Consider the following 19,938-nt stretch of genomic DNA (forward strand, 5'->3'; position numbering starts at 1 on the left):
GCGCCAACCAGCCGCTCACGCTGAACAACAACACCGCCTACAACAACGGCCAGTACAACTACCGCTTCTGGGACGGCGCCCACACCTTCCGCAACGATGTCTCGTTCGGCACCGGGAAGGTGCAGACCTCGGGCACCAGCGATCACAACTCCTGGACCATGGCCGCGGCGCCAAAGGCTTCCGACTTTCTGTCGCTCAACGGCAGCGGCGCGTTCGGCGCGCGCGGTGCCGACGGTGCGCTGCCCACGCTGGACTTCCTGCGTCTGTCGTCGGGCAGCAGCCTGATCGACAAGGGCGTGAACGTCGGTCTCTCCTTCAACGGTTCCGCTCCGGACCTCGGCGCCCATGAGACCGGCGCCACCAACGTCCCCGCGCCGCCGGCCTCGACTCCGGTCCCGACGCCGACGCTCGGGACGTCCTCCATCACCGTCAACATCTCCGGCTCCCCGGCGGGTGGCACGAACGCGCACTTCAAGGTGCTGATGGACGGCAAGGCGATCGGCCAGGCTTACAGCACGCAGACGGCCAAGGACTACACCTTCACCACCTCCGCGACTCTTGATGCGGCCCACAAGGTGCAGGTGCAGTACGACAACGACACCGTGATCAACGGCCAGGACCGCACCCTGTACGTCAACAAGATCACCATCAACGGCAAGGCCGTGCTGCCGACCGACAGCACCGTCACCTACGACAAGGGCGCGCTGGACGGCAAGCACGTGGTCAATGGCCAGGCCGGCCTGTGGTGGAACGGCACGCTCGTCGTCAACGCCGACAAGTCGTTCTTCCCGGCCGCCAAGGTCGCCGCTTTGTCGGTCGAGCCGGCCGACGCGCAGACGGACGTGTGGGCGCACGTGGCCTCCAGCCAGGACGCGACCCCGGCGACCAATGTCACGGACCAGGTCGCGCACATGCCGGTGAGCGATGACCTGTCCGGCATGAACCTGGACGCCGTCCACACGCTGGCGGACCACATCGATCCGCACCTCCTGGCGGCGTAACGCTGCACGGGCAGGCAGCCCGCTCCGTTGCCGTGGCACACACGGCAGCGGAGCGGGCTATTTTTGTGCCAGTACGGGCGCCCCGGTGATCCAAGTTTACCCGACGGTCCGGGCGACCCCTCCGCCGAGTGCCGCCTTGCGACGGCCCTGGGAAGCTGAATCATGGGGCCTGTCCCTATGGGGTAAGCATCCGGTGAGTGCCGGGGTCAGGCTGCCTTCCAGTTCCAGGGCAGCAGTTCGGGCAGGCGGTTCTGCGGCATGTCGGCGATGCGCGCCAGCACGTCGACCAGCCACGCCTGCGGGTCAACGTCTATTTCCTTTAACTGCATACAATTTGGGACTACAATGCCGCATTGTATGTAGATGAGGTTGATGCGTGTCGCACTCCGCTGACGATCTGGTTTGGGTGCCGACAATCGATCGCTCGGCAGGCCCGGTGTACCGCTCCATCGCCGATGCCCTGGAAGAGGGCATTCGGGCAGGGCACGTCACACCGGGTACTCGCCTACCGCCGCAGCGTCTCCTTGCCAGGAAGCTGGGCGTCGATTTCACGACCGTTACGCGCGCCTATGCCGAGGCGGCCCGACGCGGTCTGGTGGAAGGGTGCGTCGGCCGGGGCACTTTCGTGTGCGCAAACCGAGCCGCACCGCCGATGCCGCCCGACCCCCGGCATGCGGCGCATCCCGCCGATCTCCAGATGAACGCGCCGCCTCTGCCCATGGGGCGGGGCTTGCAGGACGACCTGCGGCACGACATGGGCGCCTTCGCAGCTGAGTTGGACCTGGATCTGCTGCTTCGCTACCAGCAGGTCGGCGGCAGCCAAGCCGACCGTCAGGCCGGAGCGCGTTGGCTGGAAGGCCGCTTAGCCGTGCCTGCGGAGCGGGTGCTGGTCTGCGCGGGCGCACAGGGCGCCTTGCTGGCCTCGCTCAGCGTCCTGTGCGAGCCGGGCGACGTGGTGTGCTGCGAAGCACTGACCTATCCGGGCTTCCGCAGCTTGGCGGCGCATCTGCGGCTGCGGCTCGCGCCACTGGCCATGGACGGCGACGGCCTGCTGCCCGAGGCCTTCGAGGAGGCCTGCCGGACCCATCGCCCCAAGGCGCTGTATTGCACCCCGACCTTGCACAATCCCACCACAGCGACACAGCCGCTGGACCGACGCAAGGCGTTGGTGGCCATTGCGCGCCAGTATGACGTGCGCATCATCGAGGATGACGCTTATGGCGCCTTGGCACCCGATGCGCCACCTCCCTTGGCGGCGCTGGCGCCCGAGTCCGTCTTCCACGTCTCTGGCTTGGCCAAATCCGTCTCACCGGCACTCCGCATCGCCTACCTCGCCGTGGCCGAGCCCCGCCAGGTTTCCCGGCTGGCCGCGGCTGTGCGGGCCACGACGGGCATGGCGTCGCCGCTGACCACGGCGCTGGCGACACGCTGGATCGACAATGGCAAGGCAGCGAGCATCATTGCGGGCATCAGGCAGGAGACGGCGGCGCGGCACGCGATTGCGAGGGAAACGCTGCCGTCAGGGGCCGTCGAGGCCAGCCCTTGTGCATTCCACCTATGGCTAAGGCTGCTCAACGAGTGGACCCGCGGCGAGTTCATCATGCGGCTGCGTGGGACGGGGATTGGTATCGTCGGCAGCGATGCCTTTGCCGTGTCGACGCCGCCGGAGGCTGTCCGTGTCGCGCTCGGCGCCCCGAAGGACCGCCAGGGTGTGCGCGAGGCATTGCGGCAAGTGGCCGACCTTCTTGCCGAGGCACCTGCCATGTCTTCCATGGTTGTATGAATTCCGCCGGCATATTGCATGCATTTGGGTTGACATTGTAGGCTTCCATGGAGCATACGATTTTCCATTGCATGCAGACATTGTCTGCGATTGCCTCCCGAAGGAACACGCGATGTCATCCGACCAGGAATGGCCGCCTCTTCCGCCTTTCAGCACCGGCCTGCGTGGTCGCTGCCCACGCTGCGGCCAGGGTCATCTGTTCAGCGGCTTCCTGACGCTACGCTCCCACTGCGAGGTCTGTGGCCTGGACTACTCCTACGCCGATCCGGCTGACGGCCCCGCCTTCTTCGTCATCTGCTTCGCCTGCATTCCCACGGTCATCCTGGCGCTCTGGATCGAGGCCAAGTTCGAGGCCCCTTACTGGGTGCACCTCGTCACGACCCTGCCGTTCCTGTTGCTGACCTGTATTCCACCCTTGCGGCCGTTGAAGGGTTGGCTGGTGGCCAGCCAGTACTTCTACAAGGCCGAGGAAGCCCGTTTCGGTACAGCCACGCCAACCCAGCCGCCTGTGGTCTCGCCCGCAGGCAAAAACTCGCGCTCGACCTGACTGCCGTCAGGTTCTCCTGACGATAGCTGGCGTCATAGCTTGGAGATATTCAAAATGTATGATTGGTTCCCTTTAGTCTTCTTTCCGTTCAAGATTATTGTGTTAGGCACAGGCATGTTCTTCGCCATCAAGTGGCATCACGATCAAGCGAAGAAGGATCGAGCGAAGAAGAATAACGAAACCAGCAGACCATAAGCGCCTGCCGAACACACCCCTGAGCTATGGTCGAGACCTCGGATATCGACGCCTTGTTGCCATGGAGGCCAGTCGAGGGATGCCCGATTGTGGAGAGGATCGCGAAGGTCCGCCGTACCGCGTCGTGCCGACCACCTGGGCGACACGTCCTTACCAGTTCTACGGAATCCCTTTTCCGCGCCGACCCAGGGTCCCAATCTCGAGCAGATTGACACTGGATTGCCGCGACCGTTGCGCTTCGCACATTCTCGAGGCGCCGCAGACGGTGGCCAAAGCACAGGCCGTGACGTGCCCGACCGCCGCCAACGCCGCCGGAACGCTGGCGACATGGGACAGCACCCAGAAGGCGGGATAGGTCGGCAGCGCACTCGCCAGGGCGGTCCAGACGACGAAGGGACGGCGCCGGTCCAGGCGATCCGACAGAAGTGCGCCCAGCGGCCGGACGACGAAGCCGATGCCGAAGGTCAGCAGCGCCAGCAGCAGCGGACCGAACTCCGATTGGACCGGAAAGAACAGTTTGCCGATGGTCAGGGCGAAGAAGCTGTAGATGGTGAAGTCGTAAAGCTCCACCGCATTGCCGATCGATAGTGCCAGGATGGCGGTGGGACGCGACGGCGCGGGCGGATTTCGACGATGCCATAACCCTTCCCCTTATTTCGACCATCCGGAACGCACGAAGAATTTTATGAGAATTCCGTCATTTAGACTCCGCAAACCAAGGTAAACGGCATATCCGGGATATCGAATGGAGGAGGTTGCGTCCCTTTTTTGCGAGATAACCGCAAATAAAGATACAAAACAATCTATACCAACCCCTTTGTGCACCCCGGCTATTTCCCTAAAAATATTGTCAATACCTAGGGATAGCTTTGAAAAGTGCCCAATTCCGGTACCCATTGGAGCACTGGCGAACCGCGGCGCCAATCAGCCGAACCGTCGACGCATACATATGAGGACTTGAACCATGCGATCCGAGGATTCGACGTCGGCGCAGGATGCCACGCGCCGCAGCTTCATCGTTGGAACCGTCGGCACCGTGATCGCCGGGACCGCCATCGCGACCACCGCCGCGGCGGCCGAACGCCAGCCCGCCGGAAACGGCTCTGTTCAGCAAGGGGAAGGGAAACGGACGATGACCAACGGCAAGACCGAAGACGGGTTCGTCACCGCCAAGGACGGCGTATCGATCTATTACAAAGATTGGGGACCGCACGACGCCCAGACAGTCATGTTCCACCATGGCTGGCCGCTGACCGCCGACGACTGGGACGCCCAGATGCTGTTCTTCCTGAACCAGGGCTACCGCGTCGTCGCCCATGACCGGCGGGGACATGGCCGCTCCACCCAGACGGCGACCGGCAACGAGATGGACACCTACGCCGACGACGTGCTGGCCGTCGTCACCGGGCTGGAATTGAAGAACGTCTTCCATGTCGGCCATTCCACCGGCGGCGGCGAGGTCGCGCGCTATCTCGGCCGTCACGGCACCTCGCGGGCCGGCAAGGCGGCGCTGCTGGGGGCCGTCCCGCCGATCATGGTCAAGACCGAGGCCAATCCCGGCGGCCTGCCGCTGGAGGTGTTCGACGGCTTCCGCGCCGCGCTGGCCGCCAACCGCGCCCAGTTCTTCCGTGACATCCCGTCGGGGCCCTTCTACGGCTTCAACCGCGACGGCGCCCAGGTCTCTCAGGGCATCATCGACAACTGGTGGCGGCAAGGGATGATGGGCGGCACCAAGGCCCATTACGACTGCATCAAGGCCTTCTCGGAAACCGACTTCACCGAGGATCTGAAGAAGATCGACGTCCCGGTCCTGGTGATGCACGGCGACGACGACCAGATCGTACCGATCGCCGATTCCGCCCTGCTGTCGTCCAAGCTGCTGCCGAAGGGCACGCTGAAGGTCTACAAGGGCTTTCCGCACGGCATGGCGACCACGCATGCGGAAACCATCAACGCCGACCTGCTGGCCTTCTTCAAGGCCTGAAGGATGTTTCGCCCCCAACACGGGCGGGACGACACGGTGCGCGGACACTACGCCCCTCACCAGCGACAGGCGCCCGGCATGGCTGAGATTGGCCTGGGCCTCCATCAGCGCTTTCTGCACCCGCTTGATCACCGGGCCGCAGCATGCGCCGATCATCCTGTCGGTCAATGCCTCCTTCCATTATTCCGGCTTCTCGCTAGGAGTCGCTCTGGGATGGCTGGTGCTGAGCGTCGGCAGCGTGCGCGAGCTGGGCTGGGTCGGCGCGTTCTGCGTCGTGCTGGCCTGCCTGCCGGAATTCGCCCCGGCCAAGGCGCCGCGGATGGTCGAGGCCCCGGCCGAATGAAGCACACGCAATGGAAAGGGCCGCCGAACCTTCGTCCGGCGGCCCTTTCCTGCGTCGTATCCGATCAGACCGGAATCGGATTCTCGGCGATGTAGCTGTTGAAGCCCATCACCAGCGCATGTTCGTTCGGACCGGCGTTATTGATCAGGACATTCAGCGTCGGGTTCTCGGCGATCAGACGCTCGGCCGCGGCCTGGATGCTGACCGGATCGGCGATGTCCAGCTCGACGGCCTTCATGCCGGGGTTGGCGGCGGTCACCTGCTCCAGCAGGGATTTGCGCCGGCCGGCGACGATGACCTGATTGCCCAGCTTGTGAAACGCCTCGGCCAGCCCGCGGCCGATTCCCGCCCTGCCCTGTCAGCCTTGTCTTGCCCGCAAGCCGCAAGCCTGTGGATGCGGCGGCAGGACTCAGATTATGACGCAGCCGCCTTGTCTGAAATGCCAAAGACACCACGATTCCGGCAGAGGTGGCGGATTGACCGGATGGCCCGCTCCGGGCTCAGGGCTTGGTCAGGCTGGTGCGTGCCGCCTCCAGGATCTCGTCCGACAACGCGGGGTCGTCGACGGCACGGGCGAGGATGAGGGCGCCGACCATGCCCGACAGGGTGGCGAGCGCCGCCTTGCGCTTCGCCTCCTCCGAGCGGCCCGGCACCAGCCCCTGCAGCAGGTCGATGAAGGGGCGCAATCCCCGGGTGAAGGCACTGCGCGCCACCCCGCCTTGCCGGGCCACGTCGACGCCAAGCGCCGCGATGGGACAGCCGGCGGCACTGTGGTCGCGGTGACGCGGCGACAGATAGCTTTCGAGCATCGCGGCCAGCCCGTCATCGCCTTTCGTTCCCGGCCCCTCGGCCCAGCGCCGTGCCGTGATCGCCATCGCGCTGGCGCAGGCCTCAGCAGCCAAATCCTCCTTGGACGCGAACTGCCCATAGAAGCCGCCATGGGTCAGTCCGGCCTCCTTCATCAGGTCGGCGACGCCGATGCCGTTGAAGCCGCGTTCGCGGAACAGGGCGCTTGCCACCTCCACGACCCGGCGCCGGTTCTCCGCCGCCTGTTCCTTGCTCACCCGCATGATGCACCTTCCGTAGCCGGAGCCCGACCGGCGTCTCTCGCGAAAAACTCTCCGAGGTCCGTTGACAAATTATATGACGGTCATCATCAATTATGCAAACATGACGTTCATCATTTAAATGCCCCGTCCACAGGGCGTGACCGATCCGGAGAGCGCGACCATGCAGAACGACCTCAACCGAGCCCTTTCCATCCAGGACCCCGTCGTCATCGTGTCCGCCGTTCGCACGCCGCTCGGGCGTTTCCAGGGGGACTTGGCGGCGCTGCCGGCAACAGAGCTCGGCGCCCGCGCGATTGCTGCGGCGGTGGAACGCGCAGGGATCCCGTCCACCGGCATCGACGAGGTGCTGATGGGCTGCGTGCTGCCCGCCGGACAGGGGCAGGCGCCGGCCCGGCAGGCGGCCCGCGGCGCCGGACTGCCCGATGCGACGGGTGCCACGACGATCAACAAGGTCTGCGGGTCGGGCATGAAGGCCACCATGCTGGCCCATGACTTGATCCGTGCCGGATCGGCCGACATCGTGGTTGCCGGCGGCATGGAATCGATGACCAACGCCCCCTATCTGCTGGCGAAGGCGCGCGGCGGCTACCGCATCGGCCATGACCGGCTGCTGGACCACATGATGCTGGACGGGCTGGAGGACGCCTATGAGGGCGGCCGGGCCATGGGTGATTTCGGCGAGGCGACGGCCGAAGCCTACGGATTCACCCGCGCCGAACAGGACGCCTATGCGGCCGAGACGCTGACCCGCGCCCGCAAGGCGGTGGAGAGCGGCGCCTTCGCAGCCGAGATCGTGCCGGTCGCCGTCCCGGCCAAGGGCGGGGAGCGGATCGTCGGGCAGGACGAGAACCCGCTGAAGGTCTCCCCCGACAAGATCCCGGCGCTGAAGCCGGCCTTCCGCCGCGATGGAACGATCACCGCCGCCAGTTCGTCCACCAATGCTGACGGCGCCGCCGCGCTGGTGCTGACCCGGCGGTCGGTTGCCGAAGCGGCCGGCCTGCCGATCCTGGCGGAAATCCGCGGCCATGCCACCCACAGCCAGGACCCGGCCTGGTTCACCACCGCCCCGATCCCGGCGATCGCCAAGCTGCTGGACAAGGTCGGCTGGTCGGTGGGCGATGTCGACCTGTTCGAGATCAACGAAGCCTTCGCAGTCGTCGCCATGGCGGCCCAGCGTGACCTGGGCATCGCCCCCGACCGCCTGAACGTCAATGGCGGCGCCTGTGCGCTCGGCCATCCGATCGGTGCGACCGGGGGGCGGCTGATCGTGACTCTGCTGCACGCGCTGGCCGCGCGCGGGTTGACCCGGGGTGTCGCGTCGCTGTGCATCGGCGGCGGAGAAGCCACGGCCATCGCCATCGAAAGGGTCGGATGAGGCGCCCGGAATGGGAACTGATCGCGATGGGCGTTGTCGTCGCACTGAACGCCGGGGCGGCGCTGGTCTATTCCACCCGCCTGATGGACGCATACGCCGTGCATGGCTGAAACGAAGGTGGCCAGGATTGGCGGCGATGCGCGCGCCGCCGTGCTGCGCCGCCGTGCTGGACACCCGCGACTTGCAGGCCATCGAGAGCTATTTCACTGACGGGACCACGTCGTCGTCTCCGCGGCGCAAACCTCCGGCGGCCCGGTGCGGGTCAACACCGTGTCGCCCGGCCTGATCGAAACACCGCTGTGGTCGGGCTTGTCCGAAGAGAAACGGGAAGCGATGTTCGCCAGCGCGGCCTAGCGCCTGCCATCCCGCCGGGTTGGACAGCCCGAGGACATCGCGAATGCCTTGCTGTTCCTCGCCACCACGCCCTTCGCGACCGGTTCCACCGTGCGCGTGGAGGGCGGCGGCGCCATCGCTTGACCCGCCTTGCCCGCCCATTGCACCCCATGTTCCGGAGATCACGATGACTGCTGCGATCCACAATTTCGCCCGCGCCGCTCTGTTCGCGGCGGTCCTGGGCTCCATCCCCGCCGGTGCCGCCCTGGCTGCGGACGGCCTCATGATCCGTGATCTGGTCATGTCGGCGCCGCAGCCCGATGCCCGATGCCCGATGCCCGCAGCGATGCGACCGTCGGGTCGGTGCGCGCCTTCTATGATTTCTGGAACACCGGAGACGAGGCCTATCTGAAGCAGGCAATTTCCGACCGCTTCACCGACCGTACCCTGCCTGCCGGACGGCCACAGGGACCGGAGGGACCGGCCTTCGCCACCCGCGCATTCCGCATCGCCGTGCCGGATTTGGGCGTCACCGTCCACATGACCTTCACCGGCCATTTCAGTGGCAGGTTCGGCGACACGGCCGGCAAGGGACAGCCATTCCATTTCATCGCTTCCGACCTGCTGAAGGTCGAGGATGCTCGGCTGTAGTAATAGTCGAGAAACCCGGCACGCGCCGGCGCCGTGAAGAAGCGGCAACCGGGGCGGGCTTAGTCGTGCCGCCGCGCTCTACCGCGGTACCCAGCGATACCGTGCAGAGCGCACCGACACCGCGGGATCGGCATCTGCAGACTATCGTCGCAGGTGGCCGCATGGCGTGGCAGGCGACGTCCGGCAACAACTTGCGGGCGCTCGTGGAGGCCTTCTTTAGCCGCTACAAACACGTCATCGGGGATGGTCTACGGTTCCAAACCGACGACCGGCAACAGACCGAGATCGGCGTCGCCATCCTAATCCTGAATCGCATGCTCGATCTCGGACGCCCGGACTCCGTCAGCGTTGTGTGATCAGGGATCGCCAGCCCGCCGGCATCAGCCTTTGCTGCCTCGGTGCAACAGCGTCGAGCTATGGCAGAATTTGTCAATTCGCCGGCCGGCCGCGTCCTCAGGCTGACGCGATCACATGCGGGACGAAACGGCTGGTGTTGCCGGTGATGAGCGCGCGGTCCTCTCTAATTCCTAGGCCGCAAGCCTTGTCGCCGGCCATCCAGACGCCGAAGACGGCGTGGTTGCCGTCGGTCTCCGCCAGCGGCGTGAAGGCCTGGTACACCCATCCCTCGTCGACATAGGGTCCCTCGGTCTGGGCGATCGGCTGACCGACCGGAAAGCCGGCGGCGTCGAGGGTGGCGATGCTGACGTTGCTGCCCTCGCGGCCGAGCAGCGGCTTCGCCACCACGATGCTGCCGGCGGAAAAACCGGTGCGGTCGAGGGCCGTCGGCAGCAGGTTGGGATGGCCGGGGTTCAGTTCCCACAGCAGGGCGAACAGCCCTTTCGACGCCATCACCATCTTCCAGGCCGGCTCGATCATCCGGATCCGCCCTTGAGCCGCGGCGGTCACCAGCTCGCGGCCGGTCTCTTCCCGGATCATCCAATCCCAGGGATACAGCTTCATCAGCTGCCGGATCGGCAGGCCGGCATCGTCCAGGAAACATCCGGAGACATCGTCGTAGCGAATCGCCTGGATCGGCATCGCCTTGGTGGTCATGCCGGCGCGCAAGGCCAGGGTCTGGAGATAGGCGACGGTCGCCTCGTCCTCCGGATGCGGCATCAGGCAGGCGAAATGAACCGCCTCCCCCTGCGACGCCAGGGCAGGAAAGGCCTGCATCCGCGCCTGCCAGCGCCCGACCAGAGCCTCCTCCAGGCTGTTGAACTGGTCGGCGTCCGGATGTGTGTCCTGAAGCCAGCACCATTGGGCGACGGCGGTCTCGTAGAGCGAGGTCGGCGTCTCGGCGTTCAGCTCCAGCGCCTTCGGCGGCCCGCCCTTGCCGTCCCAGGCGAAATCGAAGCGGGCGTAGAGCGCCATGTCCCGGCCGTCACGCTCCGCCCAGCTCCCCTCGATGGCCGGGGCCGCCCAGCGGGGAAGTCCGACCGCCTCGTACAAACCGCGCTCCACGACATGGCCGACCGCCTGCTCGCACAGCCGGTAGACCTCCTCGGCGGCGGCCTCCAGCGTCTCGATCTCGGCGAGGGAGAAGCGCCAATGGGCGCTTTCGTCCCAATAGGCCGTGCCGTCGGCGTCGGTATGGAACGGAAAGCCGATCTCCTCGAGCCTGGCCTGCCACTGCGGGCGGGGCGGCGTCGGCACGCGCTCCATGGCTTCAGCTCCCCGAAAAGCCGCGCGACGAACCGGTCGAACCGAAGCCGGCGCTGCGCCCGGTCGTGGTGACCGTGAAGGACTTGCCGGCGTTGCCCGCGCCCGGCCGGTAGTAGGAGCCGGAACTGGAGGCCGTGCCCCCGGAACCCGGACGGACCTCCTCCCGGCGCTGCGGCGGGAGCGGCATCTGGCTGATCCGGGCGTTGCCGCTGCGGGCATAGCCCTGGCGGTCGAAATAGACCGGCTGGGCGTAACCGCCCGTCAGGCTGCGGCCGATCATGAAGCCGACCAGCGCCGGGACGAAAACGTTCCCCATGCCGACGCCCCCGCCTCCGTTCGCCCCTTCATTGGCCGGGGTGCAGGCTCCCTCGCCCATCTCCGCCTCGCAGGCCTCCCGGCTGGCGAAGCGGGGGGCGCCCGACCGATGCTCCTCGCGGGCGGCGGCGAAGGCCGCGGCACAGTCGCCCGCCGGCATCTCGGCGGTGCAGGCTTCGACAGAGGGATAGACGGTCGCCTCTTCGGGGCTGTCCTCGCCGCAGGCGACCAGGATCGGGCTGATGCCGCCCAGCAGCAGGGCCGCCACGGTGCGCGAGCGCTTCATCGGAAAACCATCCTTCGATCAATAGGTCAGCGAGCCGTAGTTCAACAGCCCGACCGCTATGGACAGGCTGGCGAGCAGGATGCCGTAAGCGGTGCGGTCGGCTTCGACGCCGGCACGGAATTCCGGCAATAGCACGCGCGAACCAATGACATAGGCCAGGAGCTGCGACACCAGCGCGATCACTCCCCACACCGCGAGATCGACGATGCTGCTGGTGTTGGACGCGACACTCGTCAACGGCAGGGCGAAGCCGATCATGGCGCCGCCCAGGGTGAGGGCCGCGGTCGTGTTCCCCTGACGGACCAGGACCAGGTCGCGATAGGGGGTGACGGCGGTGTAGGCCAGGATGAACAGCAGCAGGAACCCCAGCATCACCAAGGCGAAGAGCAGGTATGACGGCAGGGTGGTCAGAGATTGGAGAACCGACGGCATACCTTTATCCAACGTTGCATCGCCACCCCACAGCGTTGCACCGTTTGCAGACGTCCGACAAGGCCGGACGGGCCGGTGTGGGTCGAGCCGCGCCGGATCATAAGCGGTAAGCCTCCGGGCCGCAGGGCGGAGGCAGCGACCTATCCTTTTTCGCTGTTGCGCAGATGAAATGGCATCGCCACCGTGTGAGTGAACATTCATTCACATAGGGGCGCCATGTCCACCGATGTCCGCCAAAAGGTCCGCGATGCCGCCATCTCGCTGTTCGCCCAGAAGGGGGTGAAGGCGACGACGGTCCGCGACATCGCCCGCGCCGCCGGGGTGTCGGAGGGGGCGCTCTACCGCCACTGGCCGAGCAAGGAGGAGCTGGCGGCCGACCTGTTCGCGGCGGAATACACGGCCATGTCGCAAAGCCTGCGCGACGCGGCCGGCCAGGGTCCGGCGCCGGATCGGCTGCGGCGGGTCATCCACCATGCCTTCCATCTGGCGGAGGCGGCCCCCGACCGCACCCGCTTCCTTCTGCTGTCGCAGCATGAATCGCTGCCGCTGGTGCCCAGGAGCCAGGAGACGCCGGTGGACGTGATCTGCGGCATCGTCGCCGACGGCATCGCCGAGGGCAGCATCGTTCCGGCCGACCGGGACGCGCTGTCCTACATCGTCATCGGCGCCATCGTGCTGAACGTCCAGTCGCAGGTCTATGGCCGGCAGACGGCGCCGCTCTCCACGCTGGCCGGCGCAATCGCCGACGCGATCCTCACCGGCATCGCAACCGCCACCGCCAGGACCGGAGCCGGACGATGAACGCTTCCGCGCTTCTCGCCTCGCCGCACTTCCTGCCGCCGTTCCTCGCCGACATCATCACCGGGGCCTTTCCCAAGGAGACCGCATGATGGAGAACACCGCAGCCGCCGCCAAGCCGGCCGCCGACCGGCGCCCCATCGCCACCCGCTCCGCCCGCTGGGCGCAACGGCTGGCGGCGTGGCTGACCACGACGCCGGTGACGCCGAACCAGATCTCGCTGCTGTCGGCGGTGTGGGCGGGGATCGGCGGCGCGCTGCTGCTGCATGGCGGCGTGCTGGGCTGGGTTCTCGCCGCGCTCTGCGTCCAGCTGCGCCTGCTGTGCAACCTGCTCGACGGCATGGTCGCGGTGGAGGGCGGCAAGGGATCGCCGGTCGGCGCGCTCTACAACGAGATCCCCGACCGCATTGCCGACACCGCCTTCCTGGTGCCGCTGGGATACGCCGCTGGCCTGCCCTGGCTCGGCTGGGCGGCGGCGCTGGCCGCCATGATGACCGCCTATGTCCGGACCTTCGGCGGCGCACTGGGTCTGGCGCAGGATTTCGGCGGCGTGATGGCCAAGCAGCGCCGCATGGCCGCCCTCACAATTGCCCTGCTGGCCCAGGCGGTCGAGCATGCGCTGTGGAGGACGAGATACAGCCTGCTGGCGGCGGCCTGGATCATCACGGGCGGCAGCCTGCTCACCGTCGCGACGCGCACGCTCGGCATCGCCTGCCGGTTGAAGAACCAGCATTTGGAAGCCCAACATCAAGAAGCCCGTCAGCCGGAGGCCCGGTCATGATCCCTCTTCTCCAACCGGCGCTCCGCCGCGGTCTGCTGGGGCTGACCCGCCTGCTGGTCGGCGCCCGCGCGAGCTGGGAAGGCAGCGCGCCTGTGGACATTCCCCGCATCTATTTCGCCAACCACACCAGCCACCTCGACACGCTCGCTGTCATGGCGGCCCTGCCGGCGGAGCTGCGGGAGCGCACCCATCCGGTAGCTGCACTCGATTACTGGGGCGGATCGGCCCTGCGGCGCGCGGTGGCGGTGGGCTGCCTGAACGCGCTCCTGGTCGACCGCACTGGCAAGGCGACGGCGGAGGTGATGGACGCCATGGCGGCGGTGCTGGAAAGCGGCCGGTCGCTGATCCTCTTCCCCGAGGGCACGCGCGGCGACGGCACCGTGGCTCCGTTCAAGAGCGGCCTTTACCACCTCTCCCGCCGGGTGCCGGACGCCGAGCTGGTGCCCGTCTTCATCGAGAACCTGCACCGCGTGATGCCGAAGGGCATGCCGCTGCTGGTGCCGCTGATCTGCACCATGCGCTTCGGCACACCGCTGGAAGGGATCGAGGGCGAGGACAAGGCGGCGTTCCTGGAGCGGGCGCGCGAGGCGCTGGTGTCGCTGTCCCGGCCCAAATCGCAATCCGCCTCCCAGACCGATTCCAAACCCGACTCCCAGTCCTCCGGCCAACGGACCGTCCGATGAGCAGCATGATGAACGCCGTGACGAGTTTCCTCACGACCACCGAGCCGCTGTTCCTCTGGCTGTCGAGCGCCGCCCTGGGCCTGCTGGTCGTCTCCACCCTGATCGGCGCCGTCCTCGCCTACCGCGTGCGGACGCCGGCCGGGCGCGACACCGTGCGCAACCTGAACGCCCGCATCCGCTCCTGGTGGGTGATGGTGGCGCTGTTCGCCGCGGCCATGCTGCTGGGCAGCGTGGTGACGCTGGTGCTGTTCGCCATTCTGTCCTATCTGGCGCTGCGCGAGTTCATCACGCTGACGCCGACCCGGCGCGGCGACCATGCCGGGCTGTTCCTGTCGTTCTTCGTGGTCGTTCCGCTGCAATACTGGCTGATCGGCATCGGCTGGTACGGGCTGTTCTCGATCTTCATCCCCGTCTACGTGTTCATGGCGCTGCCGTCGCTGTCGGTTCTGGGCGCCGACGCCACCGACTTCCTGACCCGCACCGCCAAGGCGCAGTGGGGGCTGATGGTGGCGGTCTACTGCACCAGCCACGCGCCGGCGCTGCTGTGGCTCGACATCCCCGGCTACCAATTGCCCAGCGCCCTGCTGCTGCTGTACCTGATGACGGTGGCGCAGTTGAGCGACGTCTTCCAGTACGTGTTCGGCAAGCTGTGGGGGAAGACCCGGCTGTCGCCCGGCATCAGCCCGTCCAAGACGGTGGAGGGGCTGGTCGGCGGCGGGCTGACCGCCGTCGCCATCGGCACCGGGCTGCACGTCATCACGCCCTTCTCGCCGCTCCAGGCGGCGGGCATGTCGCTGCTCATCGTGATCGCCGGCTTCTTCGGCGGCTTCGTCCTGTCGGCGATCAAGCGCGACCTCGGGGTCAAGGATTGGGGCACCATGATCGAGGGCCATGGCGGCGTCCTCGACCGCCTCGACTCCATCGTGTTCTCGGCGCCGCTGTTCTTCCACCTCACCCGCTACTGGTTCACCTGACCGGGGTGTCCCTCAGCGCAATCGGCCTCACAGGCCGTGGCAACGGCTGCATCGTCGAACTGCTCTTCAAAACGTTCGATGCGGCCGTTGTTCACGCGCAAATGGTGGTGGGTCACCGTCTCGATCCGCTTGCCGGTCTTGCGGTAGGTGGCACCGACCAGATTCTGCACCCGGACATCATCGCCCTCGACCGTCATGTCGAGCATCTCGTGCCGGTCGATGATCCACTCCTGCATCAGTCCGTCAAAGTAGCGGCGCACGCCGTCCGCCCCCCGGAATGTCCCGGAAAAGGACGCGAAGGCCGGAGACCCCCGGCTGGACACCCATTCGACGTCGGGAGACAGGTGATCGAACACCGCCTGGACCTCGCCGGCTCCATAGCGGTCGTAAAGGGTCCGCAGCCACGCCAAATCCGCTTGCACCATGACGCCCTCCCTGCCCTGCTCCGAAGATGTCCACTTCGGAAATGACCAGGGGCGGATCCTACGCCGCCTCTCTTCCTGGACAAGCAAGGCAGTCGGCGTGCCGCGGAGGAGGCTGTTGCCCGTCCGTCCGTGCACAGGCGGCAATCGGACGGAGAGCGGCCGATCGACGGGTTACAGAAACACGGAGGCCAGCTCCGTCGTTGCCCGCAGGAAGGCGGACAGCTGTGCCAGACATGGCGCGCCTCGGGAACCACCGGATAGGCGATGCGCAGGCCGGCCCCGAGGATCTTCGCCACGCCGGCGATGTGGAAGACGATGTCCGGCGCCAGGGCCGCCATCGGAACCGGCCCGCCGGCCGGCAGCGCGCCATAGGCGTCATCCTCGACGATGGCGTCGCCGTGCCGGCGGGGATCACCCCCGCCGCTGCTCCAGCGCCTTGACGGCAAGGCACAGGATCTCGAACAGCATCTGCGCACCGGCCTGGGCGGTGGTGGTGTTGGCATCATACTGCGGTGCCACTTCCACCACGTCGCCGCCGATGACGTCGAGCCCGGCCAGCCCGCGCAGAAGCTCGATCGCCTCCCGCGTGGTCAGCCCGCCGACCTCCGGCGTGCCGGTGCCCGGAGCGAACACCGGGTCGAGGCAGTCCACGTCGAAGGAGACATAGACCGGCCCGTCGCCGACCACCCGGCGGGCCTGCTCGATGACCGCGGGAATGCCGCGCTGCGCCACCTCCTCGGCATGGATCACCGTCATGCCGGATTCGTAGGAGAACTCCCAAAGGAACTCGGTGCTGCCGCGGATGCCGATCTGCACCGTGCGCTCCGGATCGAGCACGCCGTCCAGCACCGCTTGGCGGAACGGACCGCCATGGTGGAACTTGGACCCCTCGTAAGGGCCGCCGGTGTCGCAATGGGCGTCGAAATGGATCATGCCGACCGGCCGGTCCCGACCCAGCGCCTTCAGGATCGACTGGCTGATCGAATGGTCGCCGCCGACCGACAGCGGGATCACCCCGGCATCCACCACCTTGTTGTAGAAGCTCTCGATGTCGTGGTGGCAGGCTTCCAGGCTGAAGCGGCTGGACAGCGGCACATCGCCGACATCGGCCAGCCGGCAGGCCGCCGACGGCACCATCCTCAGCACATATTCGTAGGGACCGATCCGCTCGATGGTCCGCACCGCCCGCGGACCGAAGCGGGCGCCGGCACGGTTGGTCACCCCCAGATCCATCGGCACGCCGATCAGCGCGACCTCCAGCCCGCCGAAATCGGGCAGTTCGGGCGCATCCGGACGGTATGGCGCGTCGAGCAGGGTGGAGACCCCGGCGAAGGGCTGGGTCCGCCGCCCCCCGGCGGAGAATTGCAGGGCGGCGACGCGCTGGAATTCCGGCGAGTGGATGTCGGCGCCGCCGCTGCCGCTGTACTTCTCGCGCAGGCGGTTGAGCTTGTCCGGATCGATCATTTTGAAAGGTCTCCTGTCGGAAGGTCGGTCGGGCCGGTCGGTCGGAACCAGTCAGTCGGCTTTGATCCAGGCGCCCAGCAGGCGCGGCAGGTCGCCGAAGCGGGCGATCAGCCCGAAGACGGCCGCGGTCAGCAGCACGAACAGCACGGTGACGGCGGCCATGGTCGGCGTGTAGCCGTAGCGCAGGGCGTTGAAGATCTTGATCGGCAGCGTTTCCAGCGTGAAGCCGGCGACCATGTAGGCGACGATGTATTCGTTGAGCGACAGCACGAAGGCGAAGGCGAAACCGGAAATCATGTAGGGCCGCACCAGCGGCATCACCACCGTCCGCAGCACGGTGCGGTCGTCGGCCCCCATGGTCGAGGCGGCCTCGACATAGCTGCGGTCCACGGCACCGAAGCCCAGCGACAGCGTGACCAGCGGCAGCGTGACGAAGAAGATGGCGTGACTGACCACCACCGTCCACGGCTCGCCATACTGCCCGAAGGTGGACCAGAAGCTGAGGAATCCGAGCGCGGTAATGACCGGCGGCAGGATGAAGGGGGCCATGCCGAGCACCTCGAACGCCCGCGCCCAGGGCGCACGCCAGCGCCAGATGAACCACGCCAGCGGAAAGGCGATGGCGACCGCCAGCGCTGCCGACGCTGCCGCCACCACGAGGCTGGCGACCAGCGCGCCGCGCCAGCCGGGATCGGTGAAGATCTCGGCATACCAGGCAGCCGACAGTCCTTTGGGCGGGAAGTCGAGCGAGCGTTTGGCGTTCAGCGACACCCCCGCCACCACCAGGATGGGTGCTGCCAGGACGAGGCCGATCAGGCCGGCCATCAGGCTGTTGAGCCAGCGCAGCATCACGCCTCCTCCTTGCGTCCGAACAGCAGGGACAACCCGACCAGCGCCAGACTGACCAGCACCAGGAAGACCGCCATCGCCGCCGCGAACGGCATGTTGGACTGGTAGATCGCCTGATCGGTGATCAGCACCGACAGGGTCCAGTGCTGCGGCCGTCCCAGAAGCTGCGGCAGCAGGTAGCTGCCCAGCGCGAAGACGAAGGCCATGATCAGGGTGGCCACGATGGTGTTGCGCTGGGCCGGCACCACCACGGTGAAGAAGGCCCTGAGCGGCGAGGCGCCCAGCGTCCGCGACGCCTCCACCAGCGCCGGGTCGAGCCGGGCGAGCGCCGGATAGAGCACCAGCACGGTGTAGGGGAAGGCCTGATAGACCATGCCGGCCAGCAGCGCGCCGAAGCTGGGCGACAGCGATTGCGGCTCCGTCATCAGCCCGACCGCCACCAGCAGGTTGGTGATACCCGCGGTGCGCGACAGCAGGGTCGACCAGGCGAAGCCGATGATCACCTCCGACAGCGACAGGATCGACAGCAGGAAGACCAGCCAGCGCACCTGGGCCGCCCGCGGCAGCCGCGCCAGCCGGTAGGTGAAGGGAAATCCGATGCCGACGGCCACCACGGCGACCAGCGCCGCCAGCTCCAGCGAGAAGGACAGGACCCCGCCGAAGAAGGCGCTGAGGAACCGTTCGTAATTGGCCAGCACCAGATCGGGCTCGTAGAAGCCGCCGGGAATGCGACGGGCGACGCTGACCGCGATCATCAGGCCGAAGGGAATGACGAAGAAGACGACCAGCATCAGCGCCGGAAACAGGATCGGCGCATGTTCGCCCAGGCTACGGGGGGCGCGGCGGATCATGATGGCCGCTCCCCGGCGGTTCCGCCTTCCGGCGGAAGGACGACGCAGGCTTCGGCCGGAATCTCGACGATGACGGCACCCCCCGGTTCGACAGCCGGGCGGTCCTGCGGCCGGGTCAGCGCCACGATCTCCCGCCCGGCGACGTCGATGCGGAACTCGACGCTGGCGCCGAGATCGCGGACGAAGGACAGGGTTCCGGTGAGCCGGTTCGCCCGGCCCTCCTGCCCGGTGCCCATGGCGGGATGCAGCAGCACCTCCTCCGGCCTGACCGACAGCAGGGCGCACCCATGCGGCGGCAGGCCTTCGAGGATCAGTTCGCCTCCCGGCACGCTGGCGCGGCCGGGGGCCGTCACCACCCCCTCCAGCAGGTTGGTCATGCCGATGAAATCGGCGACGAAGGCGTCGGCCGGCCGACGGTAGACCTCCATCGGCGGGGCGGCCTGACGGATCCGCCCCTCCGACATCACCACCACCAGATCGGCCATGGTCATCGCCTCGCGCTGGTCGTGGGTGACGACGATGGTGGTGATACCCAGCCGCCGCTGCAGCTGCTTCAGTTCGATCTGCATCGCCTCGCGCAGCTTGGCGTCGAGCGCCGACAGCGGTTCGTCGAGCAGGAACAGTTTCGGCTCAAGCGCCAGGGCGCGGGCGATGGCGATGCGCTGGCGCTGGCCGCCCGACAGCCGCGAGACCGGCCGGTCGGCCATGCCGGGCAGGCGTACCAGCTCCAGCAGGCTTTCCGCCCTGCGGCGGCGCTCATCGGCGGGAACACCGCGGATGCGCAGGGGATAGGCGATGTTCTCCCCGGCGCTGAGATGGGGGAACAATGCCAGCGACTGGAACACCATGCCGAAATCCCGCTTGTGGGCAGGGGTCGTGGTGATGTCGCGGTCGTCGATCAGCAGCTGGCCGCCGGAGGGTTCCTCCAGCCCGGCGATCATACGCAGAAGCGTGGTCTTGCCGCAGCCGGAGGGCCCCAGCAGGCAGACGAACTGACCGTGCGGGATGCGCAAGCTCGCCCCGTGTACCGCGGTGAAGCTGCCGTAACGCTTGGTGAGACCGTCGAGAACGAGGGCGGACATGGGCGGGCCTTCGGATCGTTCGGAAAGGACGGAGCCCTTCCCCCGCATCCCGGG

The 19,938-nt window shown here is 67.2% G+C and carries 23 protein-coding genes and 1 pseudogene; 12 read left to right on the forward strand and 12 right to left on the reverse strand.

Going from position 1 to position 19,938, the window contains the following annotated elements; genetic code table 11:
* The coding region (locus J2Y49_RS30015) for a carbohydrate-binding domain-containing protein (RefSeq protein ID WP_310119258.1) at window positions 1-1,001 on the forward strand (1,001 nt) is incomplete at its 5' end.
* Window positions 1,002-1,207: 206 nt separating this feature from the next.
* On the opposite strand, the pseudogene J2Y49_RS30020 reads toward J2Y49_RS30015, so the two are convergent.
* Window positions 1,208-1,312, reverse strand: a pseudogene (locus tag J2Y49_RS30020) (transposase domain-containing protein); the annotation flags it as partial.
* Between the two features lie 65 nt (window positions 1,313-1,377).
* Between J2Y49_RS30020 and J2Y49_RS30025 the strand changes: the two are divergent.
* Both J2Y49_RS30025 and J2Y49_RS30030 read left to right on the forward strand, forming a co-directional pair.
* The gene (locus J2Y49_RS30025) at window positions 1,378-2,784 is read left to right on the forward strand and encodes a PLP-dependent aminotransferase family protein (protein WP_310119260.1); all 1,407 of its coding nucleotides are present in this window, start codon (window positions 1,378-1,380) and stop codon (window positions 2,782-2,784) included.
* Between the two features lie 112 nt (window positions 2,785-2,896).
* Window positions 2,897-3,331: a DUF983 domain-containing protein gene (locus J2Y49_RS30030; RefSeq protein ID WP_310119262.1), complete on the forward strand. Its 435-nt coding sequence runs from the start codon at window positions 2,897-2,899 to the stop codon at window positions 3,329-3,331.
* A 354-nt stretch (window positions 3,332-3,685) separates the two neighbouring features.
* On the opposite strand, the gene J2Y49_RS30035 is transcribed toward J2Y49_RS30030, so the two are convergent.
* Window positions 3,686-4,096, reverse strand: coding sequence for a hypothetical protein (locus tag J2Y49_RS30035; protein WP_310119264.1), 411 nt, complete (start codon window positions 4,094-4,096; stop codon window positions 3,686-3,688).
* Window positions 4,097-4,658: 562 nt separating this feature from the next.
* On the opposite strand from J2Y49_RS30035, the gene J2Y49_RS30040 reads away from it, so the two are divergent.
* A complete protein-coding gene (locus tag J2Y49_RS30040) occupies window positions 4,659-5,510 on the forward strand; it encodes an alpha/beta hydrolase (protein WP_310119348.1) in 852 nt (283 codons plus the stop codon).
* A gap of 88 nt (window positions 5,511-5,598) precedes the next feature.
* The gene (locus J2Y49_RS30045) at window positions 5,599-5,853 is read left to right on the forward strand and encodes a hypothetical protein (RefSeq protein WP_310119265.1); all 255 of its coding nucleotides are present in this window, start codon (window positions 5,599-5,601) and stop codon (window positions 5,851-5,853) included.
* 64 nt (window positions 5,854-5,917) lie between these two features.
* Here the strand turns inward: J2Y49_RS30045 and J2Y49_RS30050 are convergent, their stop codons facing one another.
* Entirely contained in the window at window positions 5,918-6,196 is a 279-nt protein-coding gene (locus tag J2Y49_RS30050; RefSeq protein WP_310119349.1) for an SDR family NAD(P)-dependent oxidoreductase, read from the reverse strand.
* 157 nt (window positions 6,197-6,353) lie between these two features.
* Window positions 6,354-6,923, reverse strand: a complete 570-nt coding sequence (locus tag J2Y49_RS30055) for a TetR/AcrR family transcriptional regulator (RefSeq protein ID WP_310119266.1) — start codon at window positions 6,921-6,923, stop codon at window positions 6,354-6,356.
* A 160-nt stretch (window positions 6,924-7,083) separates the two neighbouring features.
* Here J2Y49_RS30055 and J2Y49_RS30060 point away from each other — a divergent pair, with 160 nt between their 5' ends.
* The 3 genes from J2Y49_RS30060 (at window position 7,084) to J2Y49_RS30070 (ending at window position 9,638) form a co-directional block, all read left to right on the forward strand.
* Complete coding sequence (locus tag J2Y49_RS30060) at window positions 7,084-8,298, forward strand: acetyl-CoA C-acyltransferase (protein WP_310119268.1); 1,215 nt, start codon at window positions 7,084-7,086, stop codon at window positions 8,296-8,298.
* A gap of 660 nt (window positions 8,299-8,958) precedes the next feature.
* Entirely contained in the window at window positions 8,959-9,282 is a 324-nt protein-coding gene (locus J2Y49_RS30065) for an ester cyclase (protein WP_310119269.1), read from the forward strand.
* 161 nt (window positions 9,283-9,443) lie between these two features.
* Complete coding sequence (locus J2Y49_RS30070) at window positions 9,444-9,638, forward strand: hypothetical protein (protein WP_310119271.1); 195 nt, start codon at window positions 9,444-9,446, stop codon at window positions 9,636-9,638.
* 97 nt (window positions 9,639-9,735) lie between these two features.
* Here the strand turns inward: J2Y49_RS30070 and J2Y49_RS30075 are convergent, their stop codons facing one another.
* The 3 genes from J2Y49_RS30075 to J2Y49_RS30085 are packed head-to-tail and all read right to left on the reverse strand — an operon-like array spanning window position 9,736 to window position 11,977.
* Window positions 9,736-10,944 carry a glutathionylspermidine synthase family protein gene (locus J2Y49_RS30075; RefSeq protein WP_310119272.1) on the reverse strand — a complete coding sequence of 403 codons (1,209 nt, stop codon included), beginning with the start codon at window positions 10,942-10,944 and terminating at the stop codon, window positions 9,736-9,738.
* 4 nt (window positions 10,945-10,948) lie between these two features.
* Complete coding sequence (locus J2Y49_RS30080) at window positions 10,949-11,545, reverse strand: DUF1190 domain-containing protein (protein WP_310119273.1); 597 nt, start codon at window positions 11,543-11,545, stop codon at window positions 10,949-10,951.
* A gap of 18 nt (window positions 11,546-11,563) precedes the next feature.
* Window positions 11,564-11,977 (reverse strand): DUF350 domain-containing protein, encoded by a 414-nt coding sequence (locus tag J2Y49_RS30085; protein ID WP_310119274.1) that lies wholly within the window; start codon window positions 11,975-11,977, stop codon window positions 11,564-11,566.
* Between the two features lie 216 nt (window positions 11,978-12,193).
* Between J2Y49_RS30085 and J2Y49_RS30090 the strand changes: the two genes are divergently transcribed.
* The 4 genes from J2Y49_RS30090 (at window position 12,194) to J2Y49_RS30105 (ending at window position 15,213) form a co-directional block, all read left to right on the forward strand.
* Window positions 12,194-12,778: a TetR/AcrR family transcriptional regulator gene (locus tag J2Y49_RS30090; protein WP_310119275.1), complete on the forward strand. Its 585-nt coding sequence runs from the start codon at window positions 12,194-12,196 to the stop codon at window positions 12,776-12,778.
* Window positions 12,779-12,863: 85 nt separating this feature from the next.
* Window positions 12,864-13,556 carry a CDP-alcohol phosphatidyltransferase family protein gene (locus tag J2Y49_RS30095; protein ID WP_310119276.1) on the forward strand — a complete coding sequence of 231 codons (693 nt, stop codon included), beginning with the start codon at window positions 12,864-12,866 and terminating at the stop codon, window positions 13,554-13,556.
* Window positions 13,553-14,239, forward strand: coding sequence for a lysophospholipid acyltransferase family protein (locus J2Y49_RS30100; RefSeq protein ID WP_310119277.1), 687 nt, complete (start codon window positions 13,553-13,555; stop codon window positions 14,237-14,239). The genes J2Y49_RS30095 and J2Y49_RS30100 overlap by 4 nt, the downstream gene beginning before the upstream one ends.
* On the forward strand, window positions 14,236-15,213 hold the full coding sequence (locus J2Y49_RS30105; RefSeq protein WP_310119279.1) for a phosphatidate cytidylyltransferase: 978 nt from the start codon (window positions 14,236-14,238) through the stop codon (window positions 15,211-15,213). The genes J2Y49_RS30100 and J2Y49_RS30105 overlap by 4 nt, the downstream gene beginning before the upstream one ends.
* Here the strand turns inward: J2Y49_RS30105 and J2Y49_RS30110 are convergent.
* From J2Y49_RS30110 to J2Y49_RS30130, 5 genes are all read right to left on the reverse strand, one after another.
* Window positions 15,198-15,638, reverse strand: coding sequence for a nuclear transport factor 2 family protein (locus J2Y49_RS30110; protein ID WP_310119280.1), 441 nt, complete (start codon window positions 15,636-15,638; stop codon window positions 15,198-15,200). The two genes, J2Y49_RS30105 and J2Y49_RS30110, sit on opposite strands and share 16 nt — an antisense overlap.
* Before the next feature lie 411 nt (window positions 15,639-16,049).
* On the reverse strand, window positions 16,050-17,102 hold the full coding sequence (gene speB / locus J2Y49_RS30115) for an agmatinase (protein WP_310119281.1): 1,053 nt from the start codon (window positions 17,100-17,102) through the stop codon (window positions 16,050-16,052).
* 51 nt (window positions 17,103-17,153) lie between these two features.
* The gene (locus J2Y49_RS30120) at window positions 17,154-17,951 is read right to left on the reverse strand and encodes an ABC transporter permease (protein WP_310119283.1); all 798 of its coding nucleotides are present in this window, start codon (window positions 17,949-17,951) and stop codon (window positions 17,154-17,156) included.
* Window positions 17,951-18,802 (reverse strand): ABC transporter permease, encoded by an 852-nt coding sequence (locus J2Y49_RS30125; protein WP_310119285.1) that lies wholly within the window; start codon window positions 18,800-18,802, stop codon window positions 17,951-17,953. Before J2Y49_RS30125 ends, J2Y49_RS30120 begins: the two co-directional genes overlap by 1 nt.
* Entirely contained in the window at window positions 18,799-19,884 is a 1,086-nt protein-coding gene (locus tag J2Y49_RS30130; protein ID WP_310119286.1) for an ABC transporter ATP-binding protein, read from the reverse strand. The genes J2Y49_RS30125 and J2Y49_RS30130 overlap by 4 nt, the downstream gene beginning before the upstream one ends.
* Between the last annotated feature and the right edge of the window lie 54 nt (window positions 19,885-19,938).

Source organism: Azospirillum sp. BE72, from assembly GCF_031455875.1.
Taxonomy (GTDB): domain Bacteria; phylum Pseudomonadota; class Alphaproteobacteria; order Azospirillales; family Azospirillaceae; genus Azospirillum.

Excerpts from the sequence above, each read along its gene's own strand:
- J2Y49_RS30060 (WP_310119268.1), top strand. The coding sequence starts at position 7,084 with ATGCAGAACGACCTCAACCGAGCCCTTTCCATCCAGGACCCCGTCGTC.
- J2Y49_RS30075 (WP_310119272.1), bottom strand. The coding sequence starts at position 10,944 with ATGGAGCGCGTGCCGACGCCGCCCCGCCCGCAGTGGCAGGCCAGGCTC.
- J2Y49_RS30080 (WP_310119273.1), bottom strand. The coding sequence starts at position 11,545 with ATGAAGCGCTCGCGCACCGTGGCGGCCCTGCTGCTGGGCGGCATCAGC.
- speB (WP_310119281.1), bottom strand. The coding sequence starts at position 17,102 with ATGATCGATCCGGACAAGCTCAACCGCCTGCGCGAGAAGTACAGCGGC.
- J2Y49_RS30040 (WP_310119348.1), top strand. The coding sequence starts at position 4,659 with ATGACCAACGGCAAGACCGAAGACGGGTTCGTCACCGCCAAGGACGGC.
- J2Y49_RS30070 (WP_310119271.1), top strand. The coding sequence starts at position 9,444 with ATGGCGTGGCAGGCGACGTCCGGCAACAACTTGCGGGCGCTCGTGGAG.
- J2Y49_RS30065 (WP_310119269.1), top strand. The coding sequence starts at position 8,959 with ATGCCCGATGCCCGCAGCGATGCGACCGTCGGGTCGGTGCGCGCCTTC.
- J2Y49_RS30090 (WP_310119275.1), top strand. The coding sequence starts at position 12,194 with ATGTCCACCGATGTCCGCCAAAAGGTCCGCGATGCCGCCATCTCGCTG.
- J2Y49_RS30030 (WP_310119262.1), top strand. The coding sequence starts at position 2,897 with ATGTCATCCGACCAGGAATGGCCGCCTCTTCCGCCTTTCAGCACCGGC.
- J2Y49_RS30125 (WP_310119285.1), bottom strand. The coding sequence starts at position 18,802 with ATGATCCGCCGCGCCCCCCGTAGCCTGGGCGAACATGCGCCGATCCTG.
- J2Y49_RS30130 (WP_310119286.1), bottom strand. The coding sequence starts at position 19,884 with ATGTCCGCCCTCGTTCTCGACGGTCTCACCAAGCGTTACGGCAGCTTC.
- J2Y49_RS30095 (WP_310119276.1), top strand. The coding sequence starts at position 12,864 with ATGATGGAGAACACCGCAGCCGCCGCCAAGCCGGCCGCCGACCGGCGC.
- J2Y49_RS30105 (WP_310119279.1), top strand. The coding sequence starts at position 14,236 with ATGAGCAGCATGATGAACGCCGTGACGAGTTTCCTCACGACCACCGAG.
- J2Y49_RS30120 (WP_310119283.1), bottom strand. The coding sequence starts at position 17,951 with ATGCTGCGCTGGCTCAACAGCCTGATGGCCGGCCTGATCGGCCTCGTC.
- J2Y49_RS30110 (WP_310119280.1), bottom strand. The coding sequence starts at position 15,638 with ATGGTGCAAGCGGATTTGGCGTGGCTGCGGACCCTTTACGACCGCTAT.
- J2Y49_RS30055 (WP_310119266.1), bottom strand. The coding sequence starts at position 6,923 with ATGCGGGTGAGCAAGGAACAGGCGGCGGAGAACCGGCGCCGGGTCGTG.
- J2Y49_RS30085 (WP_310119274.1), bottom strand. The coding sequence starts at position 11,977 with ATGCCGTCGGTTCTCCAATCTCTGACCACCCTGCCGTCATACCTGCTC.
- J2Y49_RS30100 (WP_310119277.1), top strand. The coding sequence starts at position 13,553 with ATGATCCCTCTTCTCCAACCGGCGCTCCGCCGCGGTCTGCTGGGGCTG.